This is a genomic window from Vibrio sonorensis (assembly GCF_001854765.1).
Taxonomy (GTDB): Bacteria; Pseudomonadota; Gammaproteobacteria; order Enterobacterales; family Vibrionaceae; genus Vibrio; species Vibrio sonorensis.
The window spans coordinates 71058-97256 of sequence record NZ_LJJE01000070.1 but is presented as its reverse complement, the minus strand read 5'-3'; the positions used below and the strand labels follow the sequence as shown (position 1 = coordinate 97256).

The 26199-nt window shown below is 44.0% G+C and carries 19 protein-coding genes, 1 tRNA gene and 3 pseudogenes; 11 read left to right on the top strand and 12 right to left on the bottom strand.

What is annotated here, in order from left to right:
- Window positions 1–274 precede the first annotated feature (274 nt).
- Window positions 275–2035 (bottom strand): restriction endonuclease subunit S, encoded by a 1761-nt coding sequence (locus tag BLO31_RS13280; protein ID WP_070967366.1) that lies wholly within the window; start codon window positions 2033–2035, stop codon window positions 275–277.
- Entirely contained in the window at window positions 2035–3525 is a 1491-nt protein-coding gene (locus BLO31_RS13275) for an N-6 DNA methylase (protein ID WP_070967362.1), read from the bottom strand. The genes BLO31_RS13280 and BLO31_RS13275 overlap by 1 nt, the downstream gene beginning before the upstream one ends.
- A gap of 167 nt (window positions 3526–3692) precedes the next feature.
- Here BLO31_RS13275 and BLO31_RS13270 point away from each other — a divergent pair, with 167 nt between their 5' ends.
- A complete protein-coding gene (locus BLO31_RS13270; protein WP_070967359.1) occupies window positions 3693–4091 on the top strand; it encodes a hypothetical protein in 399 nt (132 codons plus the stop codon).
- A gap of 129 nt (window positions 4092–4220) precedes the next feature.
- On the opposite strand, the gene BLO31_RS23520 is transcribed toward BLO31_RS13270, so the two are convergent.
- On the bottom strand, window positions 4221–4370 hold the full coding sequence (locus tag BLO31_RS23520; protein WP_017790133.1) for a hypothetical protein: 150 nt from the start codon (window positions 4368–4370) through the stop codon (window positions 4221–4223).
- Window positions 4371–4444: 74 nt separating this feature from the next.
- Between BLO31_RS23520 and BLO31_RS13265 the strand changes: the two genes are divergently transcribed.
- Together BLO31_RS13265 and BLO31_RS13255 are read left to right on the top strand one after the other, a co-directional pair.
- Window positions 4445–4810 carry an elongation factor Ts gene (locus tag BLO31_RS13265; protein WP_070967357.1) on the top strand — a complete coding sequence of 122 codons (366 nt, stop codon included), beginning with the start codon at window positions 4445–4447 and terminating at the stop codon, window positions 4808–4810.
- A 673-nt stretch (window positions 4811–5483) separates the two neighbouring features.
- Window positions 5484–6139 (top strand): annotated as a pseudogene (locus BLO31_RS13255) (DNA-methyltransferase).
- 61 nt (window positions 6140–6200) lie between these two features.
- Here the strand turns inward: BLO31_RS13255 and BLO31_RS13250 are convergent.
- The 3 genes and pseudogenes from BLO31_RS13250 to BLO31_RS13240 form a co-directional block, all read right to left on the bottom strand.
- The gene (locus BLO31_RS13250; RefSeq protein WP_070967353.1) at window positions 6201–7193 is read right to left on the bottom strand and encodes an Abi family protein; all 993 of its coding nucleotides are present in this window, start codon (window positions 7191–7193) and stop codon (window positions 6201–6203) included.
- A 269-nt stretch (window positions 7194–7462) separates the two neighbouring features.
- Window positions 7463–9905 (bottom strand): annotated as a pseudogene (gene hsdR, locus BLO31_RS13245) (EcoAI/FtnUII family type I restriction enzme subunit R).
- Between the two features lie 508 nt (window positions 9906–10413).
- Window positions 10414–10490 (bottom strand) — tRNA-Arg (locus tag BLO31_RS13240).
- A 204-nt stretch (window positions 10491–10694) separates the two neighbouring features.
- Here BLO31_RS13240 and folD point away from each other — a divergent pair.
- Entirely contained in the window at window positions 10695–11555 is an 861-nt protein-coding gene (folD, locus tag BLO31_RS13235; RefSeq protein WP_070967350.1) for a bifunctional methylenetetrahydrofolate dehydrogenase/methenyltetrahydrofolate cyclohydrolase FolD, read from the top strand.
- Between the two features lie 43 nt (window positions 11556–11598).
- On the opposite strand, the gene BLO31_RS13230 is transcribed toward folD, so the two are convergent.
- Window positions 11599–12570 carry a lytic murein transglycosylase gene (locus BLO31_RS13230; protein WP_070967347.1) on the bottom strand — a complete coding sequence of 324 codons (972 nt, stop codon included), beginning with the start codon at window positions 12568–12570 and terminating at the stop codon, window positions 11599–11601.
- Window positions 12571–12601: 31 nt separating this feature from the next.
- Window positions 12602–12889 (bottom strand): YcgL domain-containing protein, encoded by a 288-nt coding sequence (locus BLO31_RS13225; protein ID WP_070967342.1) that lies wholly within the window; start codon window positions 12887–12889, stop codon window positions 12602–12604.
- Between the two features lie 192 nt (window positions 12890–13081).
- Here BLO31_RS13225 and minC point away from each other — a divergent pair, with 192 nt between their 5' ends.
- The 3 genes from minC to minE are packed head-to-tail and all read left to right on the top strand — an operon-like array spanning window position 13082 to window position 14837.
- Window positions 13082–13744 carry a septum site-determining protein MinC gene (gene minC, locus BLO31_RS13220; protein WP_070967338.1) on the top strand — a complete coding sequence of 221 codons (663 nt, stop codon included), beginning with the start codon at window positions 13082–13084 and terminating at the stop codon, window positions 13742–13744.
- 12 nt (window positions 13745–13756) lie between these two features.
- Entirely contained in the window at window positions 13757–14569 is an 813-nt protein-coding gene (gene minD, locus BLO31_RS13215) for a septum site-determining protein MinD (protein WP_070967334.1), read from the top strand.
- Window positions 14570–14573: 4 nt separating this feature from the next.
- Entirely contained in the window at window positions 14574–14837 is a 264-nt protein-coding gene (gene minE / locus BLO31_RS13210) for a cell division topological specificity factor MinE (RefSeq protein ID WP_070967331.1), read from the top strand.
- A 157-nt stretch (window positions 14838–14994) separates the two neighbouring features.
- Here the strand turns inward: minE and adhE are convergent, their stop codons facing one another.
- The gene (gene adhE, locus BLO31_RS13205; RefSeq protein ID WP_070967327.1) at window positions 14995–17697 is read right to left on the bottom strand and encodes a bifunctional acetaldehyde-CoA/alcohol dehydrogenase; all 2703 of its coding nucleotides are present in this window, start codon (window positions 17695–17697) and stop codon (window positions 14995–14997) included.
- Between the two features lie 640 nt (window positions 17698–18337).
- Here adhE and BLO31_RS13200 point away from each other — a divergent pair.
- On the top strand, window positions 18338–18976 hold the full coding sequence (locus BLO31_RS13200) for a YchE family NAAT transporter (protein ID WP_070967322.1): 639 nt from the start codon (window positions 18338–18340) through the stop codon (window positions 18974–18976).
- 59 nt (window positions 18977–19035) lie between these two features.
- Window positions 19036–19880: pseudogene (locus BLO31_RS13195) on the top strand (ion transporter).
- A gap of 51 nt (window positions 19881–19931) precedes the next feature.
- Here BLO31_RS13195 and asd read toward each other — a convergent pair.
- From asd to yejK, 3 genes are all read right to left on the bottom strand, one after another.
- Window positions 19932–21047, bottom strand: coding sequence for an aspartate-semialdehyde dehydrogenase (asd, locus tag BLO31_RS13190; RefSeq protein ID WP_070967318.1), 1116 nt, complete (start codon window positions 21045–21047; stop codon window positions 19932–19934).
- Between the two features lie 560 nt (window positions 21048–21607).
- Entirely contained in the window at window positions 21608–22894 is a 1287-nt protein-coding gene (locus BLO31_RS13185; RefSeq protein ID WP_070967315.1) for an Hpt domain-containing protein, read from the bottom strand.
- Between the two features lie 115 nt (window positions 22895–23009).
- Window positions 23010–24011, bottom strand: coding sequence for a nucleoid-associated protein YejK (gene yejK, locus BLO31_RS13180; protein ID WP_070967658.1), 1002 nt, complete (start codon window positions 24009–24011; stop codon window positions 23010–23012).
- 85 nt (window positions 24012–24096) lie between these two features.
- On the opposite strand from yejK, the gene BLO31_RS13175 reads away from it, so the two are divergent.
- Together BLO31_RS13175 and BLO31_RS13170 are read left to right on the top strand one after the other, a co-directional pair.
- Window positions 24097–24321, top strand: a complete 225-nt coding sequence (locus BLO31_RS13175) for a YejL family protein (RefSeq protein WP_070967311.1) — start codon at window positions 24097–24099, stop codon at window positions 24319–24321.
- Between the two features lie 27 nt (window positions 24322–24348).
- A complete protein-coding gene (locus BLO31_RS13170; RefSeq protein ID WP_070967308.1) occupies window positions 24349–26148 on the top strand; it encodes a DUF3413 domain-containing protein in 1800 nt (599 codons plus the stop codon).
- The last annotated feature ends 51 nt before the right edge of the window (window positions 26149–26199 follow it).

Here is a 26199-nt window from a genome sequence, read left to right as displayed (position 1 = left end):
GAAGTTATGTGACAAAGTGAGACGAATTAGGGCGAAAGCTTACAGTACGCTAGAAAGCAAAAAACCCAGAACTAGCTGAAACAGACTCTCTAAAAGGAGGCTTTTTTCAGCAAATTATCGAAATACACACTGAATACAAGAAAGACAAAGAAAATTGCATCTATACCGTTAAAAAGCGACGAATAATCGTGGTGCTTTTGCAGCCTTTCGGCTGCAAAAGTGGTCGGTGTCCGTGCGGTGAGGTTTTTATTGGAGATGTTGTAAAGACTCATAGTTATACTACTAGATCAACAATTGCATCGGTGAGGTGTAATCGGGTGATTTGAGACTCTCGAAGTCTGACTTTTAAGCACTCACATATACTGAGAAAGTCACTAACTTTTTCTGTGATACGGACTTGTTCATTTAGAGGAGGAAGCGGTACGTGCATTTCACCAACATCACTCAATCTAAAGCTATTTTTAATACCTCGTTGTGGAGCATCAAACTGATATTTAGCTAGTGGAGATCTCATAAAATCAGGGAAGTATTTTCCTTGGCATTCTGGCATAAATCGTAATAAGCACGTATGTTGGTTTATGTATGCTTCACCAAACTCTTCAGGAATTAATCCCAAGTTACCGACATCACCTGTTATGGAAATTAATAGATCTCGCGCCTCCAGTTTAGTTCGAGAGCCTTCGCCCCCTTTAGGTGGGCGTACAAACCTTAAATTGTCTAAACGCAGCTCGTAGCTGCCTCGAGATAAATTGCCCATGGTGACAAATAGAGCGCCAGAATCAGAGTAATATTTAGCCCAATCTCGAGAACCCGATGTAGTAAATAGAGCTACATCTTGAATTCGACACCACTCCCACCCATTCGGCAGTTCAAACGGCTTTTCATCTTCACTAATCGGCGGCAGCGCTTTTTGCTTCTTGATTCTCTTCTCTTTGACTAACTGCGCCTTTTCTTCAGCAATTCTTTTCAGTAACTCAGTGGCAGGCTCATCGCTTGGATCTTGTGGGACAAGCTTACCCATCACCGCCAGTTGTAGAATAGCTTGCTTGAGCTGGTCGATGCTTTCTTCAGTAGTGAATAAGGTATCGAAATGCTCACTGATTCGCGCCCAGTTTTGCATCAACTCGTCAGCATCGGCTGAGTTGGTGAGTGTGTCTAACAGAGTCGTTACCAGCACTTGATGTGCTTCAATGCTGCTTTCGGTCTGTTGCTCAAGCTGGTCGCAGAGTGCCATTAGCTCATCGACTTTGGCGACGATACGGTGTTGTTCTGGTAATGGTGGAACTGGGATAACAGTATTTGAGATTTTACCCACATTTAGATTTGGTTGTGCTCCACCCGCTGACTGACTTCTTAAGTCCAGATATGCCTTCCTAAAAAACAACTTAACGTAACTTCTGTGACCTTGAGATAACTCCACCAACTGTATTGCAGCACAAGCTTGGTTCGTGCCTGCACTGTCTAGAAGTTCAGTTATCTGTCCTCTAGTTTTTCCTTGCCCGTACATAGCAACAATTAGAGTACCTTTCGGGTAAATAGAAACGTTGGTCTCCTCTAGTGCCAAACCTGATATACGTTCTTTAGTTGCACTTACAAAAAGCTCTGAAGTTTCACCACTAGATACCCAGTTGAATTCTGCTGGTTCCCAGTATTCAGGTTTGGCGCGGGAAGGAGTAGCTCCTGTTCCAACAACCCCAAACGTACCAATGCGCTCCCAAGCCCAACCATTAGGCAATTGAAATGGTTGTTCATCTGTAGAAACTAATGGTAAAGCTTTTGATCTTTTGATTTTTTTCTCTTTCACCAACTGTGCTTTTTCAGCCGCAATTCGCTCAAGTAATACTGAAGCAGGCTCATCATTAGGATCTTGAGGAACAAGCTTGCCTCGCACTGCTAACTCTAGAATTAGCTCGCGCAGCTTCTTAACACCGTAAAGCTCAAGCTTTTTGCTGCTGCCACGACCAGAGGTCGATCTGGTCTTCACTACTGAAGTCCAAACATCAATATGCTCGGTAATTAGGTTCTCTACAGCCATTATTGCTCTCCACCTTGGTTTTTACCTTGAATGGCAGAGCTAAGCGCATCACCGAGAATGCCTTTCAGTTGGTCACGTAGTGCTTTGATGTCTTGTTGTTGCTGCTGATAGTTCGCCAGCAACTCTTCAGGATCATGGCTGACTACTTCATCCTGATAAGGGTTTTTAATATCAAGATTAAAATTGCGCTCGATAATATCCCCTATCGACACTTTCCAAGCTTGCTTGGTCTCAATGCGGCTAGCGAATCCATCTGCCTCGTTACCCCACCAATCGATCTCTTGCTGGAACTCTTCAAACTTCATCGGTTTGGTTTTGCTGTAGTTCTTCACGCCTTCTGGGTAAGGGTGCTCATAGAACCACACTTGTTTGGTCGGTTGGCCTTTGGTAAAGAAGAGAATGTTGGTCTTAATACCTGTGTATGGATTGAACACGCCATTAGGTAAGCGAACAATCGTGTGCAGGTTACACTCTTCCGTCAGCATCTTTTTAATCTTGGTTTTTACACCTTCACCAAACAAGGTGCCATCAGGCAATACCACACCTGCGCGACCATCTCTATCCAATACCTCCACAATAAGCTGTAAGAACAGATCGGCGGTTTCACGAGTTTGCATTTCAGAAGGGAAGTTCTTTTCAATCCCGTCCTCTTCAGTGCCGCCAAACGGTGGGTTAGTCGCAATCACGTTGATATTGCTATCCCAATTTGAAAGCGGTTTGTTAAGCGTGTTTCCATGCTTAATCTGCACAGGGACTTCAATGCTGTGGAGCATCATATTGGTGATACACAGCAAGTGTGGTAGTTGTTTCTTCTCTACACCATGGATTTGCTTTTGCAGCGTTTGGTGGTCGGCTGCGCTTGTCACGTAGTTCTCTTTGACGTGATCGAACGAGCAAGCCAAGAAACCGCCCGTACCGCAGGCGGGATCCATAATCTGCTCACCCAGTTTAGGGTCAAGACGATTGACGATAAAACGAGTCACTGCACGAGGGGTATAGAACTCACCTGCATTACCTGCGCTTTGTAGGTCGCGTAGGATTTGCTCGTAGATATCACCAAACAGGTGGCGTTCTTTAGAGTCAGTAAAGTCGATTTCGTTGAGCTTGTTAATCACCTGACGCAGTAGCGTTCCATTTTTCATGTAGTTAAAGGCATCACTAAAAGCTTCTTTCACGACAAATCCGCGTGGGTTAGTGTCTTTCGGCGCGGTTAGGTTTTTTAACGTCGGGAATAAGTCATCATTGATAAACTCCAATAGCTCATCACCTGTAATGCCTTGGTTATCTGCCGCCCAGTTGCGCCATAGGTATTTGGCTGGGATGGGTTCGCGGTAATCATCTAACTCGAACTCTAACTCTTCCTCTTGGGCATCAAACACTTTAAGGAATAAAAGCCACGACATTTGGCCTAGACGCTGCGCGTCACCATCAACACCCGCGTCTTTACGCATGATGTCTTGAATAGACTTGATAACTGAACTGATTGACATGGAGTTCTACTACTAACTGACTGAAAAAATTGGGGCAGATTATAGCAGAATTGATATGAATAACGTGAATTAGTCCATATGCAAAAGAGTGGTTATTTATGGCTCAATAAGCAATAATCAAATAAACATCAAATTAAATAAATTGATCAGTAGGTTGTCTAGGTTTCATGAAAATAGAATGCCCACATTGTCAAACCGACAATGATATCGAGTTTGCGGAAAATATTGCTTGTAAAGAGTGTGAGAAGAGTTTTAAAGGCTTCAAGTTCAGCAAGCGTAAGTTAGTGTCAGCGAGTACAGCATTAGCTGTAGGGTTGTTTGGCGGTTATAAGGTGAACGGTGCTCTAGAAGAAGAGCGTTACCCTATCGAAGTGGAGTATGCCATCGTTGATACCTGCATTAACTCAGCAAAGAATATGGTGTCGGTAAGTTGGTATGAAAGTAAGCGAGAAACGTGTTTATGCGCTCTTGCAGAAACGGAAAAGTCTGTACCGTATTCAGACTATAAATCGGATCAACAGTTGTTTTTAAGCAATTTTAAGTTGAACGCCAAAGGGTGTTCATAGATATGAAATGAGGCAGCGATGACTGCCTCAGAATGTTGCTAGCGTTTAGGAGTATTACCACGACCTTTGCCAGAAGGCTCGCCAGTTTTGCTTGGGTAGTTAGGATTTTCTTTACTCATGTTTATCTCCTTACTTACCTTGTTTTTGGTTATTAGCAGCAGCGCGTTGAGCACGGGCAGCGAACGAATCTTTAGATACTTGTCCGCCATTTTGTTTTGCTTGATTCGCTTGAATGCGAGCAGCGGCTTCTGGGGTCATTGGTGCTTTGTTTTTAGACATAATATTTTCCTTTTCGTTTATGAATGATTGTCTCCGCTGAGACCATTGCATAGTAACTAGTAGGGTAGGGACAAATGGGGACAGCCCAAAAACAACAGCAAATTCGAACCATGTTGGATGCCTTAGGCTGGAGCCATAAGCAACTGGCCGATGTTCTTTATGAAGAACTTAGGTGTTCTGAATATGAAGACATAGAAGATGCTTCTCCTGAGGAAATTCTTAAGTTCAGAGAGGCTGTCAAGAAGCAGTTACAAAGGGACTCTACACCAGAGAGTCGGCTTGAACAGTACGTGAAAATCATTTCGGAACATCCAGACTTTGTTGCATTGGGGTTGGATGTTGTGGTTCCAAAATACGTTAAGCATCGATGCTTGAATGACGATTCACTTGCAGGTTTAGCAGAGATATCCAGTTGGCTGGATGAAGATAAGAGCCGTTAAAGACGGATGCGTTTGACGTAGAATTATTTTTTCTGACTTTTACTAATAAATTATCGTTATTAAGAGGAGCGCAGGATGTACAAGGGGCATTGGTATGATGTTGTCGGGAAAGAGAGGACAGATCTCCGAGCAATGAGTCTCGACTTCGACTCATTAAAATTGGCTATAGATGAAGCAATGAGCGTTTTGCCTGATACACGACTAATCGTAATGAATGAAAATTTAGATTGGGGTCTCATCTCTATCGAGGAAACCAAAAGAATGCTCATTTGTAAGGATTAGAAGGTGACAAGCTAAGAAGAACTTTGTTGCTTTCCTCACTGTTTGATTTATAAGCAGTTAGTATCATAAAATGTCTTTGATACTAAAGAGGTGCTTTGCATGACATGCAGTTGTTGTAATAAACGTTTGAACGTAGGGATGATACACAAAAGAGATCCCCATACAGGCCAAAAATTTAAGTCCTGCCCTCACTGTTCCGATGCGAATGGAGGAGAGCACGTTTTTCATCCATATCCGTCGTCCTTTGGTAAAACACCTGCTAGAGTGACCGCTCGAAACCCTGAAGGATACCAAAGCTACTGTATAGATTGTCGTCGCCTGGATAAAGGAGTGCAATCTCAAACCTATATGAATGGGAAAGCATGCAGTAGTCTTGTTGTATAAAAATCTGATGAATTTATTCCATGTTGATGCTGTTAAATGGTTGTCAACGCTCGATACAGCGAGCGTTGATCTATTAATCACCGACCCTCCCTATGAGTCCTTAGAAAAACACCGAAAAATTGGGACAACGACTCGGCTTAAGGTGAGCAAGGCGTCAAGCAATCAATGGTTTGAGATTTTTCCTAACGATAGATTTGAAGCGTTACTCAGTGAGGTCTATCGTGTGCTCAAGAACCACTCCCACTTCTACCTATTTTGTGACCAAGAAACGATGTTTGTCATTAAGCCGATAGCGGAGAAAGTCGGCTTCAAATTCTGGAAACCTATTGTATGGGACAAAGTGAGCATTGGTATGGGCTACCATTACCGTGCTCGACACGAATACATACTGTTTTTTGAAAAGGGTAAGAGGAAGCTTAATGATTTGAGCATACCTGACATACTAACCATAAACGGGTCTATAGAGGGTATCCAACTGAAAAGCCAGTAAGTCTCTTGGAAGTTCTGGTCGCTCAAAGTAGCAGAGAAGGCGAGCTAGTTGTTGATCCGTTTTTTGGCTCTGGCTCGACCTTGGTTGCAGCTAAAAACTTGAATCGTCAGTTCAAAGGAAACGATATTTCCTCATCTGCCCATGAGCATATTCGTCAGCGTTCGGATTTTTGAACCTAAAGGCGAATACAGTTAACGGCTACCTGAAGGTAGCCGAGTAGCAATGCTAAATTTGTTATGACACAGGCATTCCCAGCGACGAGAGTGGGCATCCTGGTACTTGAGGGAATTGTTCTATAAGGTTATTGACGTCATCAAACCAGCAAGAACTTGGGCCAATTTGTTCAATTAAAAACCACATAACACGGATCACGCCGTATAGACGAGACAGCGTATTACCGTTTTCCTTTATGTCTTCGAAAGACTCGTGAGATGTTACTTTTAAAACTTTAGAGGATTGTTGGTTCCATATCCTAGTATGGTGAGCGCATCGGTTACGTAAAATGTTCATTTCCATAAGCCAGGCTCGTAATACATCGGTTTCAGTTTTATCTTCGATTCCTAATCTTGAACAGATGCGCTGGCGATATTGATCTTTGAGCATACCGTAATACTTGGACATTGTTCCAAAGTCCCAAGCTTCGATAACAACCCAAAAGGGCATTTCTTTCTCGTTCTTTTTGTGCCAAACAATACAGTCTTCTTGGCTTCTTTCAATGAGTTTACTGTGTTTGTTTTGCCACTCTTCCCAAAGGCTTGGTCTATGTCCTCGCTTCTTGAGAAATTTGCCATTGATGTAATCAGAATCTTTCCAAGCTAATGGTTCAGGAATATCCTCCCCCGTGCCTGGCTGTTTCTTTTTGCCTCGGCCTAATTCATGTGCGATAACTGAACGGACAAATATCTCTATGCGCTCAAGGCCATCAAGCATTGCTAAGCGGAGTTTTTTATCAAAAAGGTAAAGATTGAACACTTGGTCAAACTCGGTGCCTTGTTGAAAGTGATTGAGCCGCTTTGGTCGTTTTAAGTGTTCACACTGGATGGGTTGATATGATTCGTCTCGTTCGATAACTCTTGCTGGATACCAAAAACCACTCAGTCGGTAATATCCCACCTGTGCGAGCTTTCTTATAGCTCTTTCACGACTGTCTATCACCATGCCTCTTTCTATGAGAATATCGATGAGCTCCTCATAGTGTTTGAACTGCTTAGGCGGGGTTAGTGACATCCTGTGTCCTTGATTTTCCTTGCTGTAAAAACGAGAACGCCCAGCCTTGATTCCAAAGTCATCTCGAAAGATAACTTCAGAAACAGGGGACTGGGCACTATTGCGGTGAAGTATTGTCTATCTGATGTGTATAGTCAATGTGAAATAGTTCACACAAATCTTCTATATAAGTCGTGCTTGAAAACTAAAATACAATATCTATGTTTTTTGTGGTTATTGTTTTCTATATGTAGTGTATTAGGCGATTTTTTCAATTTGTGACGGAAATCTTATGCAGATTGATAAATTTCGGCTTCCAGTTCAGAAATCGCTTCTAAGTACTGCTCTTTTCCGCCAAAGCACTTCTTGACGATCTCAGCAGGACGTCCCATCTCGTCAAAAGGCTTAACTTTGAGTACATGAATATTTTCAATCTCTTGAACGCCCTCGTCTGCGTACTTGTCTAGTAAGTTGTTCAACACCTGCTGAGCCGTTTCACCGTACTTAGTGAAGTAGTTGCGCTTTTTGACGTTGTCAGCCCGTTCTTTTCTGGTGAGTGCTGGTTGGTCATACACGACATGACAAATCATGTCGAATGGGTCGAGATCTTTGCCAACTTCTAGCTCTAACGCTTCCCAGATAATGCCTTCCTCTGCTAGCTCATCGATGATTGCTTGCTTTTTATCGGCATCTTGCCAGCGCTTAACAAAGTCATCCATCGAGGTGAACTGTTTTGCCATCGTCTTGCGGGTATAGTCTTTGAACGATTCGGTTACGAGTTTACCGTCGGCATCGTAGTATTGAACACGTTCGGCAATGGCTTTCACCGTTACACCGTTGACATAGAACTTTCTAACTCGGTGTTCATCCTGCCAATCATCTTCGGCATTGCTAGCACCTGAAGGAGATGAACCAGAGTCGTATGAGGCTTCTGGTTCTTGGATGCTTTCAGGGTCGATATCTTCCCCTTCAAATGGATCATCTTGTTCAAGCTCATCCTCACCATCGATGATCTCATCGAGTCCTTCATCTGTATCAAAGTCTTCTGGTTTTGTCTCTTTAACTCGCTCAGGTACGCCATCAAAGCGCTCATCCGCAAACAGTTCAGTCGCCTTTTTGAAGTCGAGAATGGTAAACCATAGCTTTCCATAACGATCATCAATACGAGTACCACGACCGATGATCTGCTTAAACTTAGTCATCGACTGAATGCTCTGGTCAAGAACTACCAGTTTGCAAGTTTTTGCATCAACACCTGTTGACATGAGTTCTGAGGTGGTCGCGATAACAGGGTAAGCCTTTTTGGGGTTGATGAAGTTATCAAGCTGAGCTTTGCCGATTTCATCATCACCTGTAATTTTCATTACATATTTTTCATTCTTAGCAACTTGCTCAGGGTTGCAGTTGACCAGCGCTCGACGCATGCGCTCTGCATGGTCAATATCATTACAAAACACAATGGTTTTAGCCATAGGATCAATGCGCTTAAGGTAGCTAGTGATGGTCTGTGCAACAAGCTCTGTTCGCTCATCAATGACCATGGTTCTGTCGAAGTCTTTCTGGTTATAGATCCTGTCTTCGATAACTTCACCATGTTTATCGACTTGCCCTTTGGTTGGTCGCCAACCTTGTAAATCTACATCGATATCCACACGCACAACTTTGTAAGGGGCTAAAAAACCGTCTTCAATACCTTGCTTTAGAGAGTAGGTATAAATGGCATCGCAAAGTATTCGGTGTTAGATACGATATCGGTTTCTTTTGGTGTCGCGGTTAACCCTATTTGAGTCGCTGAACCGAAATACTCAAGGATCTCGCGCCACGCACTGTCCTCAGCGGCGCTGCCACGATGGCACTCGTCAACAACAATAAGATCGAAAAAATCAGGGTCGACCTGTTTGTATGCTTTTTGGTGTTCTTCTTGACCTGTCAGAGCTTGATACAAGGCTAGATGGATTTCGTATGCAGGATCGACATTACGCCCCGTGACTTTAGTCATAGCGGTTCCAAACGGTTGGAAGTCGTTGGTCTTAGTTTGATCGACCAGAATGTTTCTGTCCGCTAGAAATAGGATGCGCTTTTTAGCTCGGGACTTCCATAGTCGCCAAATAATCTGGAATGCAGTGTAAGTTTTACCCGTACCCGTTGCCATAACCAGTAATGCGCGGTCTTCTCCTGCTGCTACAGCTTCCACGGTTTTGTTTATCGCTTGTAACTGATAGTAACGGGGAGACTTTCCGCTTCCGTCATCATGATAGTCTTGAGTAATGATTGGAAGGTGCTCGGCTTTGTAGCCTTTCCAAACGCAGTACTTGTCCCATAGTTGCTTGGGTGTTGGAAAATCTTCAAGTCGAATTTCTGTTTCGAGTTGAGCAGGATTGTTTTATCGTGGAAGATAAAACCATCGCCATTTGACGCAAAGATAAAAGGAACTTCAAGTAAGCTAGCGTAATCTAGTCCTTGTTGCATACCTTTACCAACTTCATGCTTATTCGCTTTTGCTTCGACAACCGCTAGAGGCATACTCGGTTTATGGTAAAGAACTATATCCGCAGACTTAACTTTTTTCCTTGCAGCCGCTTGACCACGAACAATGACCTTACCGTCACGTAATTTTACCTCTTGACGAATTTGGGACATATCATCCCATCCCGCACCTTTGATAGCAGGAAGAATGAATTTCGTGATGATGTCGGTTTCAGATAGTTTTGACTTATTGATTGTCGATTCCATGCGATTAGCCAGCTCAATACAAATGCATTTATGTGACTATACCAAAGGATGCATAAAAGCAGAAAAGAAACTGATTAATAGAGAGATCTTGCGAAGTCGTGCCTTTCGCCTAAGACGGCTTCAAGATATTTGCCGACGACCTTGCTTGCTAAGGTAGTGAGGAACTATTGTTAGTGCAGTGGTTAGGCTAGACCTATAGCCAAAATTAGTTGGTCGTATTTCAAGCAACACGGCAATCTATGTGATTTTCTATTCAGAAATCGAGCACAAGATAGATAATGAATACTGCTCATACCGATAATCATCAGTGAAAAGTTATCTCAATCAACTCATCACTAGAACGACAGTTGAACATTGTCGTCTAGATGATTGAGAACGTGGGTAACATCCCAAATGCATTTCATCTAATTACGTTTAGCTGCAGCCTTACTAAACCCATTACTAGACCCAAAACTGCAAAAACGAAAAAGGGCGTAGCAAGTACTAACCTGCTACGCCCCGTAAAGAATGGCACGCCCTGTAGGATTCGAACCTACGACCACATCCTTAGAAGGGACGTGCTCTATCCAGCTGAGCTAAGGGCGCGCTACAGGGAAAGGATTATACGAGTTCGAAATCTGAAATCAACGTGTTTTACTAACATTCTGATCCAAATGACTAAAAAAAACTCAAAGTGGAGTCAGATGATTAAAAACAGCACAAAGCAAACGTTTGCGTATGGATGTTCTATAAAAATTTTGCGACAATGCGCAGCAAATAAATGTCGCCAATCCCATTTGAAGGAAAGTCATGACAGCTCAAAACATTGATGGAACTCTAATTTCACAAACCGTTCGTTCTGAAGTTGCAGCCCGCGTTAAGGCCCGCGTTGCAGCAGGACTACGCGCTCCAGGATTAGCCGTTGTTCTAGTTGGTGAAGATCCAGCCTCGCAAGTGTACGTAGGCAGTAAGCGCCGCGCTTGTGAAGAGGTGGGTTTTGTTTCCAAATCTTTTGACTTACCCGCTTCATCTACTGAAGAAGATCTACTCGCTCTTATCAACCAACTCAACAACGACGAAGAAATCGACGGCATTCTGGTTCAGTTACCACTGCCAGCAGGTATTGATGCCACTCGCGTCCTTGAGAGTATTATTCCGGAAAAAGACGTTGATGGATTCCATCCTTATAATGTCGGCCGTCTAGCCCAGCGTATCCCTAAACTGCGTTCTTGCACGCCTAAAGGGATCATTACCCTTATGGAACGTTACAACATCGATTTACGCGGCAAACACGCCGTGGTCGTTGGTGCTTCTAACATCGTGGGACGCCCTATGACATTAGAGCTTTTAATTGCGGGTTGTACGACGACGACTTGTCACCGTTTCACGAAAGATTTGGAAGGTCACGTTCGTCAAGCCGACGTTGTTGTTGTCGCCGTTGGCAAACCTAACTTTATTCCCGGCGACTGGATTAAAGAAGGTGCTATCGTGATCGATGTGGGTATTAATCGACTAGAATCAGGTAAGTTAGTCGGTGATGTTGAGTACGATCGAGCAAAAGAAAACGCAAGCTTCATCACCCCTGTACCTGGTGGTGTTGGCCCGATGACGGTAGCCACTCTGATTGAAAACACCATGATGGCTTGTGAGCAGTACCACACCAAGAAATAAACAAATAATAAAGGCTCCTTCTGGAGCCTTTTTCAATTCGGTGTTACCAGCGAATTCTATCAGCCAAATGACTGACGGCTAACGCAAAGTAGTAAGAGCGATTCCACTTCATCAACACGTTGTAGTTGTTGTAAACCAGATAGACACGACCATTGGCATCATCCGGTGCCGTCAACCACGCGGTGATATCCGTATCTAACTTCGGCAAAGGACGCCCATCATAGCGCGTTACCCCCAACTCCGACCATTGGGTTAAGGTTTTACCTTTGGCTGCCTCGCGACCTTGTACGCTTAAATCAAAGCCCTTTGGCACTTTAACTTGTCTTCCCCACGTGTAGTTGTCATCCCAGCCCGATTGGCTCAAGTAATTTGCCGTAGACGCAAAGACATCGGCTTTGGTATCCCAAATGTCCTTTTTTCCATCGCCGTTTCCGTCAGCGGCAAAGTTTAGGAAAGAACTTGGCATAAACTGGCATTGTCCCATTGCACCAGCCCAAGAACCTTTCATCGCTTCTGCTTTAATGTGGCCTTGCTCAAGTATGGTTAATGCTGCCATTGTTTCCTTGCGGAAAAACGCTTCTCGTCGGCCATCGTATGCCATGGTAGACAAGGCATCAATCACGCCATAACCGCCGGTGAACTTCCCGAAATTACTCTCAACACCCCAAAGTGCAACGATAAACCTAGGCTGGACGCCATATTCGTCACCAATGCGCTTTAATTCATCGTAATGCTCTTTATACAGTTCTTTGGCTTGCTTAACTTTCCACTCCGGCACTGCGCGCGGTATATACTCATCCAGCGTTAAACGCTTTTCTGGCTGATTTCGATCCGCTTTTATAGCGCGAGGCTTATAGGTTATTCCTTGAAAAGCTTGTTCAATGATTGGCTCAGAAATGCCCTTTTCTCTGGCCTCTTGCTTTAACCCTTGAACGTATTGTTCAAATTCCACGGGATTCGCGTTTGCGTGACCAGCGAGTGCTAATCCTAACGCAACTGACAGTATTTTTTTCAAATTGCCCTCCTTGAGCAACGAAAGCACGCCCTTATTCTGGTTGAGATTTTTGTCGTGCTTTTCTTTCTTTATGCTGTTCTAACAGATTTTCTGGAGGTGGCGGTAGTTGTAAAAAGAAACCATCTGTTAATAGAGACTCTTTTACTTTCTTAACGTCTACCTGAGCGAGTTCGCGACCATCCAGTTTTATCACCATTACCATGACAGGTTTACCGAACGTTTGCATTAATGCGTCGGGTACCCGAGAAAAATCATCTTTTTTGGGAATGTAGAGGAAGGTGCCTTCTTTTTTTAAACTCTTATAAATTGCACAAATCATGTCAAACCTATTGATTATGGGGCTGGTTTATTTCAGAAAAACGTCAAAGTTTCGCTATATTTGGCACTAAAACAACCAATTGAACTCTTGGTATCTTGCTGCCGCTAAAGTGTGAATATAACATGACTGCCCTACTCTCAGGCAACGCCATTTCTTAGCTGGCGAAGATTTAAATAAGGTTCATAGTCAAAGATGTCACTTACCCCAGACTTAAAAGGTAGTAGTTTTACTTTGTCCGTGTTGCACCTTTCCGACAACAAAGTAGAACAAGCTATTCAATTTCTTAGGCAAAAAGTGGAGCAAGCTCCAACTTTTTTCGCCCGAGCACCCGTTGTGATCAACGTTTCTAAAGTCGAAGGCGACTTGGCATTTGACCAACTTAGACACGGATTAGAACACGTCGATATGATCCCTGTCGGCGTCACGGGCTGTAAAGATAAAAGAACCGAAAACCTCGCCGCTGACGCGGGGTTCGCCATTATGTCTGCAAGCCGAACGGCTTCACAAGCTCCCGCCAAAATGGCGCCAACCAAGGTTGTTAAAACTCCCGTGCGTTCAGGGCAACAGATTTACGCCAAAGACGCCGATTTGGTGATTCTCAGCCACGTTAGCGAAGGCGCTGAAGTCATTGCCGATGGTTCAATTCACATTCATGGCACCCTAAGAGGCCGCGCTATCGCCGGCGCCAACGGCAACACGGGAGCCGTGATTCTCTGCAATAAACTGCAAGCTGAGTTGATGTCCATTTCTGGCCATTACTGGCTAACGGAACAATTTGATCAACAGTGCTGGCAACAAAAAGTCATGCTGAGCTATCAAGATGACTCGTTACACCTAGAGTCACTATCAATATAATAAGGAAACCATATGGCACGAATTATAGTTGTCACGTCAGGTAAAGGTGGCGTTGGTAAAACCACCTCTAGTGCCGCCATTGCATCTGGTCTAGCACTAAAAGGAAAAAAAACAGCGGTGATCGATTTTGATATCGGTTTGCGCAACCTTGATTTAATCATGGGTTGTGAGCGTCGCGTCGTGTATGACTTCGTCAATGTCATCAATGGCGAGGCCACTCTCAATCAGGCGTTAATCAAAGATAAACGCAGCGAAAACCTATTTATCCTCCCTGCTTCTCAAACTCGTGATAAAGATGCCTTAACTCACGATGGCGTCAAACGCGTTCTCGATGAGCTAGACGAAATGGGTTTCGACTTTGTTATTTGTGATTCTCCAGCGGGTATCGAACAAGGCGCGCTAATGGCCCTTTACTTTGCAGATGAAGCAATAGTGACCACTAACCCCGAAGTCTCTTCAGTGCGAGACTCTGACCGCATTTTAGGTATCTTAGATTCCAAATCGCGACGTGCCGAGCAAAATTTAGAACCAGTAAAACAGCATCTGCTGCTTACTCGTTACAATCCGGCGCGCGTGACTCAAGGAGAGATGCTTAGCGTAGAAGATGTGGAAGAGATCCTACATATTTCCCTATTGGGTGTTATCCCAGAGAGTCAGGCCGTTCTCAATGCTTCCAACAAAGGCGTTCCTGTTATTTTCGACGATCAATCTGATGCGGGGATGGCCTACAGCGACACGGTAGAGCGCCTTCTTGGTCAGCAGATCGACTTCCGTTTTTTAACTGAGCAGAAAAAAGGCATCTTTAAACGCCTATTTGGAGGATAAGTCGATGTCACTACTTGAGTTTTTTCGCCCTCAGAAGAAAACCTCGGCCAACTTGGCGAAAGAGCGATTACAGATTATTGTTGCCGAGCGCCGCAGCCAAAATGATCCTGCGCCCTCTTATCTTCCTGAGTTAAAGCAAGACATCCTTAACGTCATCAGCAAATACGTTGATATCGACCCCAACATGGTCGACCTCAGTTTTGAGCACAAAGACGACGACATCGCGGTATTGGAACTTAACGTTAAGTTGCCAGACGAAGACAAGTAAACCAAACCTTTATTTAACAGAGGCTCCGTTGGGAGCCTTTTTTGTTGCTGAATTTCTTCAACCATAAAAAAACCCCAACCATCTGGTTGGGGTTTGAACTTTTCCCGATTAGTCAGGTTTCGTGCTAGCGAAAACCTGTCTCAAAACGAAAACTTACTTAAGCTTCAGCTTTTTCTTTTTTCGCTTTAGGCGCATCTTTTTTAGCTACTTGGTCTGCTTTCTTTTTGATTACAGTAGTACCTTCAAAAGTTTCACCTTCAACGTATGGCTTACCGTAGTACGCCGCCAACATCACTTCTTTAATCTCGCTGATTAGAGGATAACGTGGGTTAGCACCTGTACATTGGTCATCGAACGCGTCAACCGCTAGTTGATCAAGGTGTGCTAGGAAGTCAGCTTCAGCAACACCTGCCGCTTGGATAGACTTAGGAATATCTAAATCTACTTTTAGCTCGTCCAACCAACCTAGTAGACGCTCAATCTTCTGCGCAGTGCGGTCACCAGGCTGAGTTAGCTCTAGGTGGTCAGCAACTTCTGCGTAACGACGACGTGCTTGAGGACGGTCGTATTGAGAGAAAGCAGTTTGCTTAGTTGGGTTGTCGTTCGCGTTGTAGCGTACAACATTGTCAAGAAGCATTGCGTTAGTCATACCGTGAGGTAGGTGGAACTCAGCACCGATTTTGTGTGCCATAGAGTGACAAACACCTAGGAAAGCGTTAGCAAACGCTACACCAGCGATAGTTGCTGCGTTGTGTACTTTCTCACGAGCGATTGGGTCGTTAGCACCGTTCGCGTAGCTTGAAGGTAGGTACTCTTTTAGCATCTTAAGTGCTTGTAGAGCTTGACCGTCAGAGTATTCGTTCGCTAGAACAGATACGTATGCTTCTAGAGCGTGAACTACTGCATCGTAACCACCGAATGCACATAGAGACTTAGGCATGCTCATTACCAAGTTCGCATCAACGATAGCCATTTGAGGCGTCAACTCGTAGTCCGCTAGTGGGTACTTAGCACCAGTTGTGTCGTCGGTAACAACCGCAAATGGAGTAACTTCAGAACCTGTACCAGAAGTAGTTGGGATACAAACCATTTCCGCTTTTTGACCCATTTTAGGGAACTTGTAGATACGTTTACGGATGTCCATAAAGCGCATTGCTAGGTCTTCAAATGCAGTTTCTGGGTGCTCGTACATTACCCACATGATTTTCGCTGCATCCATTGGTGAACCACCACCAAGTGCGATGATCACGTCAGGCTGGAAGCTCTTCATTGAATCCGCACCTTTTTGTACTGCAGACAGTACTGGGTCAGCTTCTACGTCAAAGAAAGTTTGAACTTCCATGCCGTTAGCTTTAAGGATGTTAATCGTCTCATCAGCGTAACCGTTGTTGAATAGGAAACGGTCAGTAACTAGGAATGCGCGTTTCTTACCTTCTAGGTCACCCAATGCTACTGGAAGGCTACCACGACGGAAGTAGATAGACTTAGGTAGTTTGTGCCACAACATGTTTTCAGCTCGCTTCGCTACAGTTTTCTTGTTGATTAGGTGTTTAGGACCTACGTTCTCAGAGATTGAGTTACCACCCCAAGAACCACAACCTAGAGTTAGTGACGGTGCAACGTTAAAGTTGTAAAGGTCACCGATACCACCGTGTGTAGTAGGGATGTTGATAAGAATACGTGCAGTTTTTAGCTTGTCGCCGAAGTATTTAACACGGTCTTGGTTCTTATCTTGGTCAGTGTATAGACCAGATGTGTGACCGATACCGCCGATCTCAACCATTGTTACTGCTTGGTCAACAGCGTCTTCGAAGTTGTCCGCGCGGAATAGACCTAGAGTTGGAGATAGTTTTTCGTGAGCGAAAGCATCTTCGTAACAAACTTTACCAAGACCTTCACCTACAAGAACTTTAGTGTCAGCAGGAACTTTAATGCCCGCTAGTTCAGCGATAGCTGTTGCTGGCTGACCAACGATTTTCGCGTTCATCGCACCATCGATAAGCAGGATCTTACGAACTTTTTCTGCTTCAGCTTTGCTTAGAACGTAACCTTTGTGAGAAGCAAAACGCTCTTTAACTTCGTCGTATACTTCGTCAACAACGATAGCAGCCTGCTCAGAAGCACATACTACGCCGTTATCGAATGTCTTAGACATTAGGATAGAAGCTACAGCACGTTTAACGTCAGCACTTTCGTCGATAACAACAGGAACGTTACCTGCACCAACACCGATAGCTGGCTTACCAGAAGAGTATGCCGCTTTAACCATGCCTGGACCACCAGTTGCAAGAATAAGAGCGATGTCATCGTGCTTCATCAGGCCGTTAGATAGCTCTACAGATGGCTGGTCGATCCAACCGATGATGTCTTTTGGTGCACCCGCTGCTACTGCTGCGTCAAGAACTAGCTTTGCAGCTGCGTTCGTTGAGCTTTTCGCACGTGGGTGTGGTGAAAAGATGATACCGTTACGAGTCTTCAGAGAGATTAGAGACTTGAAGATCGCTGTAGAAGTTGGGTTTGTTGTTGGTACGATACCACAAATGATGCCCGCTGGCTCAGCGATTGTCATTGTACCCATGCTGTCATCTTCTTCTAAGATGCCACAGGTTTTTTCATCTTTGTACTTGTTGTAGATGTACTCAGAAGCAAAGTGGTTTTTGATTACCTTATCTTCAACAATACCCATACCAGACTCTTCAACTGCTTGCTTAGCTAGCGGAATACGAGCTTGGTTAGCTGCTAGAGATGCTGCGCGGAAAATCTTGTCTACTTGCTCTTGAGAGAAAGTAGCGAATTCTGCTTGGGCCGCTTTTACGCGGGCTACCATTGCATCTAGTTCAGCCATATTAGTAACAGGCATAGGGAATCTCCTAAAATTAACAAATATTAAAAACTTTTTATTAAGGCTGCTGAGCCATAGTTCGTCACAAACTTGGGTGACTTAAATTACAACATTCTTAGTAAATTGTTTTCAGGGCTGAGTATAATATTTCAGACTATGAAAAAAATTGACTCAGATCAGTTCTGAAAAACTAAATACCACTAACTGGTTAGTTGACCATAAAAAAACAATTCATCTTGTTGTTTTTACGACACTTTTTCACATTCAACACTGTGATTAAAAAAAGCGCAATTAAAATAGCAAAAATAAAAAAACTACATCAATTTGTAAAAAAATTTCATTTTTGGTCAAATTTGCGTCTTGTTTGCTCAGTTTCACGTGCTACTGAGAGTATATATTAATGCTCTCTTACCTCTAGTGAGAGGTCCCCCTTTTTCTCGAAACTGTGCGAATGTTAACGATTGTGAGCCGCAAACCTTTGCGCCATACCATTCTACGTAACAAAGTATTTCAACAATATTTACCTTTCTTTCAATAATTAGTTTTTCTCACCTGACAATTCTGTCATTAGTTAGTTTTTTTCATTCGTGCAATTTGCCGTTTTGTCATACAGTACGCCCGATCCAATTTCCTTCCTATTTTGATTGAGTAAACGACGATGCAATCTTTTGAAATGGCGATTTATTTACAGTTTTTTCTCGGCTTAGTTGCTGCGGTGAATCCGGTGGGAATTATGCCTGTATTTGTCTCTTTAACGGGGCATATGACAGCAGAAGAAAAACACAAGACGGCAACAACCGCTAACCTTGCTGTCCTTATTATCCTGACGGTTTCCCTCCTAGCTGGTCAGATGCTTTTAGACATGTTCAGTATCTCAATAGACTCTTTCCGAGTTGCTGGCGGTTTACTGCTTATGAGTATCGCTTTTTCGATGATGAGCGGTAAGCTCGGGGAAGACAAACAGAACAAGCAAGAGAAATCTGAATCTGTCAGTCGTGAGCAAATTGGTGTAGTTCCGCTCGCTATGCCACTGATGGCTGGCCCTGGTGCTATTAGCTCAACCATAGTTTACGGTGCGCGATACCCTAGCATGTTAGACACGGTTGGCATCATGTGCACGGTCGCAATTTTCTGCGTGATGTGTTGGCTGCTTTTCCGTTGTGCCCCTTACATTGTTCGTTTTCTAGGTCAAACGGGTATCAACGTCATTACACGTATTATGGGTTTGATTTTAGGGGCATTAGGTATCGAGTTTATCGCTAATGGTCTTCGCAACCTATTCCCCGGCCTAGCGTAATTTATCTCCACTCTCGCCTAAGGTATGATGGTGCTAGATTTTAAAAACCGCGCACTATCATGCCTAGACAATCACTTAAACATCACCTCTACGTTATTATCTTCGGCACCCACACACCTGCTGGTCGTGCTTTTGATATTGCTCTTATCATTGCGATTCTCAGTTCACTGGCAGTACTGATCCTAGAGTCTATCCCCGCTGTAAACTCCAGTTGGGGTAAAGAACTTCGCTACCTTGAATACACTTTCACCGCCTTGTTTACCGTTGAGTATTTGTTAAGACTATATTGCTCTCCTAAACCCGCAGCTTACGCTCGGAGTTTTTATGGCGTCATAGATTTACTGGCGATTTTGCCACCTACTTGGCGATCATTTTCCCTTCTGCCTCTTTTATGGGAGTCATTCGCCTTCTCAGGGTGATGCGAATTTTCCGTGTACTCAAGCTGGTTCGGTACCTGCAAGATTCCAATATTTTGCTGCGTTCGCTTTTAATGGCCAAAAGAAAAATCTTTATCTTCTTCAGTACGGTAGCGATTTTGGTCACCATTTTTGGTGCCCTAATCTATGTGATAGAAGGGCCTAAAAACGGCTTTACTAGTATTCCTCAAAGCATCTACTGGGCCATCGTCACTATCACTACGGTAGGTTATGGCGATTTGGTTCCTCAAACCGCTTTTGGCAAAGCGATTGCTTCGATGACCATGTTGCTCGGCTACTCTATTTTGGCTGTACCTACGGGGATAATTACTGCCGAGTTAAATCAAGAAATGAGCTCACATAGAGCTTTGGTGAAGTGCCCGAACTGCTCAAAAGCGGGACATGAAGCCGACGCTTTGTATTGCAAACATTGCGGCGGTGAACTGGCCGAGCCAGATAAACGCGTCGTGACCCCAACAGAGGATTAACGCAAACACAAAAAAAGCGCCTAGTAAGGCGCTTTTTTCTCATCACTGGTTTTATTTTTTCTCAGCTAGGATAATGCGAAGTGTGCGACGCAGTGGCTCTGCAGCACCCCACAACAGCTGGTCTCCTACAGTAAACGCATTGAGGAAGTCGTCACCCATAGACATCTTGCGCAAACGGCCTACCGGAATTGATAGCGTGCCAGTTACTTTCGCTGGTGTAAGTTCTTGAGCCGTAATGTCGCGATCGTTAGGGATCACTTTAACCCAGTCGTTGTGGGTCGCAATCATCTCTTCGATTTCATCCATCGGTACATCTTTGTTAAGTTTGATTGTCAGGGCTTGAGCGTGACAACGCATTGCACCGATTCGAACGCAAGTACCGTCAATAGGAACTGGCGCATCTTGAAGACCGAGTATCTTGTTTGCTTCAACACCCGCTTTCCACTCTTCTTTGCTTTGACCATTGTCGCGTTTTACATCAATCCACGGGATCAGCGATCCTGCTAGTGGCACACCAAACTGGTCTGTTGGGAAAGAAGAAGAGCGAAGAGTATCTGCCACTTTTTTGTCGATATCTAAGATAGAGCTTGCTGGATTGGCGAGTTCTGAACTTACCGAGTCGTTAATTACACCCATTTGTGAAATCAGCTCTCGCATGTTCTTAGCACCAGCCCCAGATGCAGCTTGGTAAGTCATTGCGCTCATCCACTCGACCAAACCTTTCTCATATAGTCCGCCCAAAGCCATTAACATCAGGCTAACCGTACAGTTACCGCCAACAAATGTGTTGGTACCGCCGTGAATTCCTTGTTGGATCTGAGCCAAGTTAACAGGGTCTAATGTGATGATGGAGTCTTTGTCCATACGAAGAGTAGAAGCAGCATCAATCCAGTAACCTTTCCAACCCGCTTGACGCAGTGCTGGGTATACTTTTTCAGTGTAGCTACCGCCTTGACAGGTAATAACCGCATCAAGTTGCTTTAAGCTTTCGATATCAAAAGCGTCTTGCAAAAGTCCTGCATCTTTGCCTAGATTTGGTGCTGGAATACCAACTTGAGACGTACTGTAAAACACAGGTTCAATCAGGTCGAAATCTTTCTCTTCAACCATACGTTGCATAAGCACCGAACCTACCATTCCACGCCAGCCTACTAAACCTACTCTCATCGCATAACTCTCCATGTAAAACATTTAAATTTGAATTCCCTAATCTATAAAATTTTCTGGCTTAGAAAACAAGAAAAATTTTACTTTAGTTGTAACTTTTTACTGTCTTCGGTGGAAATCGCCATGAGGCTTCGTTTTTACGCGCTTTTCTTTTGAGGCACACAAACGACCCGACAAGAATTACTTCAACGTATTCACTTGTTAGTCGTCATAATTGGTCAGTGTGCCCCCTCGCGACTTTTGCTCGATCAAACTCGGTGCCGCAAAACGCCCTAGGCAATCGATTTTTATAGTCAGAGACAGGATTGATACGGCCTATCATGCGGTAGATATTGAAGAGGTAACGACTACGTTGCCGAATTGATTGGCATATCAAATAGATGACTAAATCCTCTATTTACCAGTCCAGTGGGGAGTTAATTGTAGGGTAATGATGTCATGTAACTTTCGTTATCTGCCTGTTGAAGGTGTAGCTAGGTAACCAAAACGAACTTTGCAAGCCGCATTAAACCGTCTCTCACTCGTAGACCCTTGCAGACTAAAAATAGGAGTAAACTCTATCAGTTAGCCAGTGCTTTTTTTTCACTATCACTATTGAGGTATGACTCGGCTTCACGAATCGCCTTATCTAGATGTTTAGAAAGTTTGTCTAAGTGATCTGCGGCATTCGACTCCCCTGTTTTGATCGACATTTCCAATGCATCCGCCGCTTCACGAAGCCCCATAGCACCAAGGCTACCACCGACGCCCTTTAGACTGTGGGCTTTTCTGAGCGCTAATTCGGTATCTTCGCTAAGACAGTCTCTAATCGCATCAACATCCGATTTGTGATCTTGGACGAACACTTCTAATAGCATTTGAACAGACTCTTTATCACCGTTTAACGACTCAAGCATCTTATCTAAGTCGATTTCTAGGTAATGGTTATTATTTTCTGTGTTCAATGGTTCAGACTCTTTAGGGGTAACGAAGGCATGGTCAATTTTCTGATTTTGTGGCTCAAAAATGGGCTCCATATCTGATTTGGCAACTTGCCCAGTATCTGCCTTTTTTCCCGATATTGGTTTGACATCAGTCGGTCGTGAAAGCTCGGATAAGTAAGTGATTACATACGTGCAAGCCAAAGCAGCAGCGCTAGTCAAAATAGATAACCAAAATAGAAATGAACTTGTACCGTACAGTTCATCCTCAAGTCTAGTGATTTGCTCGTGTACGGAATGGCTAGCGAGTTTGTCGACCAAGTAATTCCCTTGAGCGTAACCATTGAGGACCGATGAGGTCTTAGCTAAGACTCGTTGTAAGTCTACCTTATCTTCACCATTTAGGTTAAGAGACTCAGCAAACAACCGATCTAGGGCGCGATAGACCTGAGGGCTACTCGATTCGTTACTGTACATGGCTTCAAATACGTACGAACCCACCTCATAGTACCGCGATTGTGATTCCGGCTGATCGACATATTTCAATCGAGTAAGCTTAAGCTCATCCAATAGCTCCACTAAAGCGAGTTCATTGTCCAGCAAGGCTTGAGCTTGCTCGATAAACCTATCGGTTGTATAGAGGAGATGGCTGATGTCGGGAGTAAAGAGGTTAGACTGGTATTGTCCCTCTAGTTGAAGGCGCAAAGCATAGATAAGTTGTAAGTTTAACGCGAGATCATTACTACGTTGAGTTCGAAACGCTGAGTCAAACTCTATGGTACTTCTAAACTCATAAACACTGTTGCCAAGTTCCTCTATTTGCAAGAGGACATTTTGGTTGGTGCGGTAATAACCACCGATAGCCAGAACACTGCCTAACCATAGTACTGCAACGAGAATAGTGAATTTGTTGCGATTGCCGATCATCTAATGCCTAAAGTTGCACAGGTAGAATGATTACAGCTTATATCTAAAAAAGCGATCGTGCAGGACTAAGCACACAAATTAGCTATGAAAACTTAATCCTGCCCGCAATTTTGCTCTAACGATTGCGCGTTAGTTGATCTTTTAAGTTTGGAGGCGTGCCTTTGATGGTCAGTGTATCTGTCTCTGGATCGTAAAAAATACGTTCGCCCAAGAGTAAACTGTCAAAGTTAATACTCAAACCACCGCCAGACCCTACGTATTTAGTCAGTTTTCTTACCGTTGTGCGATCGCCGGGGAATGATTCTTCCAACTCGTAACCTTGCTCTTGGGTGTAATCGAGAAAACTGGTGCCGTCATCGGCTGGCGGTAATTCACCTGACAGTTCTCTCACATAAACTTCATCGCCAGATTTGATCTGCTCGTTGCAATACTCAAAGACTTGTTTCTTGTAGTTGTTAACGTCGTCTTTTTCCATTTTGGCGTCGGAACAGAAGTCGTCTACTGCCTGCATCAAGACTTGGTTTTGCTGCTTAGTATCTAAGCCAACTTCCGCTTGTAAGAAATCGAGGAAGAAATCTGCCACCTTTCTGCCGACTCTACCCTTAATGTAAGTCAGATAGCGGTTGGAGTCTTTGTCTGTTTCAAAACTAGATAGATCGATTCGAGCGGCGATGTCCATCTTGCTGATATCTAAGTAATCAGTGGCACTAATTTCCAGCCCTTCAGTAACCTTAAGGCTCTGATTAGATGGAATAATTGCCACAAACAGATAGTCGGTCGCCAGTGCCTGATACTCAGCAATAACCAAGGTTCCTTCGTCTGCAAACGGGTATTTCGCCAACTCTTCTTTCAGGCGATTTGCGCTATTTTGCGAGAAAGTATAAAAATCTTGATTACCTTGGCGTAACTCTTGCAACCAGATTTGAAATTCGCTGTCAGAACTAAAAGAACCAAAACCTTTGCCACCTTTTGAGTTAAAAACGCGGTGTAGCTCCGCGACTAAGTTTTCACTTGAACTATCATTGGCTAGGGCTTCAGATCGAAAGTTAACGCTGAGTTCGTCAGACTCAGATTTAGTCAACTGGTGTAATATGACGTTGGAAAGTTGCAGACTCATAATGAAATTAATCGTTGTTCGAGGTTTCAGTTGTCTGGCATTGTAGGTTATCATAAGCCGCTTTACTATCACCTATAGAGTCTTTATGCCGATTACTTCTAAATACAGTGACGACCAAGTTGAATCGATCCTGACAGAAATTGCAGCCGTGTTAGACAAACACAGCGCGGGTCCTGAGTTGTCGTTAATGATTGCGGGCAATATCGCTACCAATGTCTTAAATCAAGACGTTGCATCTTCACAGCGCAAAGCAATTGCTGAAAAATTTGCTCAGGCATTACTCTCTTCTGTTGAAGAAAACTTACACTAAGTCAAAACCGGATAAATAGAACAGTACATGGTAGATAACGGAAATTCATACGGCGAGCGCGTATCGCGTTTGGTAGGTTGGGGCCACTGGTTCGCCTTCTTCAACATTATCGCTGCAATGTTGATAGGTACCCGTTATATCACCCATTCGCCGTGGCCGGAAACTTTGCTTGGTCAATTTTACCTCGCCCTTTCGTGGGTTGGTCACTTTGGCTTTTTAGTTTTTGCCCTTTATCTACTGGTATTGTTCCCGCTTACCTTCGTTATTCCTTCTCGCAAACTTTTCAGACTCGTCTCTGTTTGCTTCGCCACAGTGGGATTAACCGTATTACTGATCGATACACAAGCTTATCGAACCATTAACCTGCACCTTACTCCTGTCGTTTGGGAAGTGCTGTTTAGTGAAGAAGCTTCGACGATAAAAACCGATCGAAACTATCTGTTTACTGTTATTCCGCTGATTTTCCTATTGCAGCTAGCCCTGTCTGAATGGGTTTGGAGAAAGCAGCGCCGCCTATCTCACAAACACGTAGGTCGACCAATTACCGCAGTGTTCTTTGTCAGCTTTATTGCCAGCCACCTGGTATATGTGTGGGCTGATGCGTACTTCTACAATCCGATCACTGCTCAGCGTGCCAACTTCCCCCTCTCTTACCCAATGACGGCGAAATCCTTTATGGAAAAACACGGCCTATTGGATAGAGAAGAGTACCTAAAACGTCAGGCAGAGAGCGAAAACCAAATCGATCTGGTTAGCTACCCACTTGAAAAAATCGAGTTTAATCGCCGTGCAAACCCACTCAATATTTTAGTTATCAGTGTCAACAACTTGCGCGCTGACATGCTAACGCGAGAGTTGATGCCTAACGCCTACCAAATGTCTGAAAATGGTCTAACTTTCAACAACCACTACAGTTCCAGCAATGATAGCTATGGTGCTTTTGGTCTTTTTTACGGATTGCCAAGTAGTTACTCTAGCAGTATTAAAGTGCAAGCAACTAAGCCTGTGCTCATCTCGACACTTGAAAATCAAGGCTACCAATTTGGGCTATTCAGCGGTGATAACTTCGACGAAAAACTCTATTCAGAAACGATTTTCCGTGGAATGAAGTTCACTGGAGTGGCGTTTGATAACAGCGAAAGTGCCGATTCTCAAACCGTGAAAGCATGGGCCGAATGGGCAGGCAAAGAAGCGAAAAAACCTTGGTTTAGTTTTATCGAACTCACTACCGTGGAGACCTTCTCTGAGTACAGCATGGAAGGCGGCTCTATGGAAGAGAGCATTGTTGCGGGTTACAAGAAATCCATCGGGCAGGTAGATGGCGTTATCGGCCAACTCAATCTGCAACTTAAAGATCTGGAACTACTCGATAATACCGTTATCGTGTTGACTTCTAATCATGGGGCTGAGTTTAACGAAACCAAGACCAACAGTTGGGGGTCAAATAGCAACTACAGCCGTTACCAACTTCAAGTGCCAATGGTTATCCAATGGCCTGGAAAAGTGGCAGCAAACTACCATCACCGAACCAGCCACCTCGATTTTTCAGTGACATTACTGCAAGAACTGCTTGGCGTATCTTCAAATCCTAGTGATTTCAGCAGTGGTAAAAACCTCTTTGACGAGCGCGGTCGCAAATGGATATTAGCGGGTGACGCACGCGAACTAGCACTCATTACCAGTAAAGACACGACCGTTATCGACAAGTTTGGTAACTACAAGTTGTACGACAATCAGTACAAACGCTTACCCGATCAAAACCCGGCACTACCCGTGCTTGCACAAGGTTTGACCGAACTGCAGCGTTTTTATACTAAGAGCAACTAAATCAGCGCGTTAGCTTGATTTAGTTGTTGACCCCTACCCACTTTGGGTTTA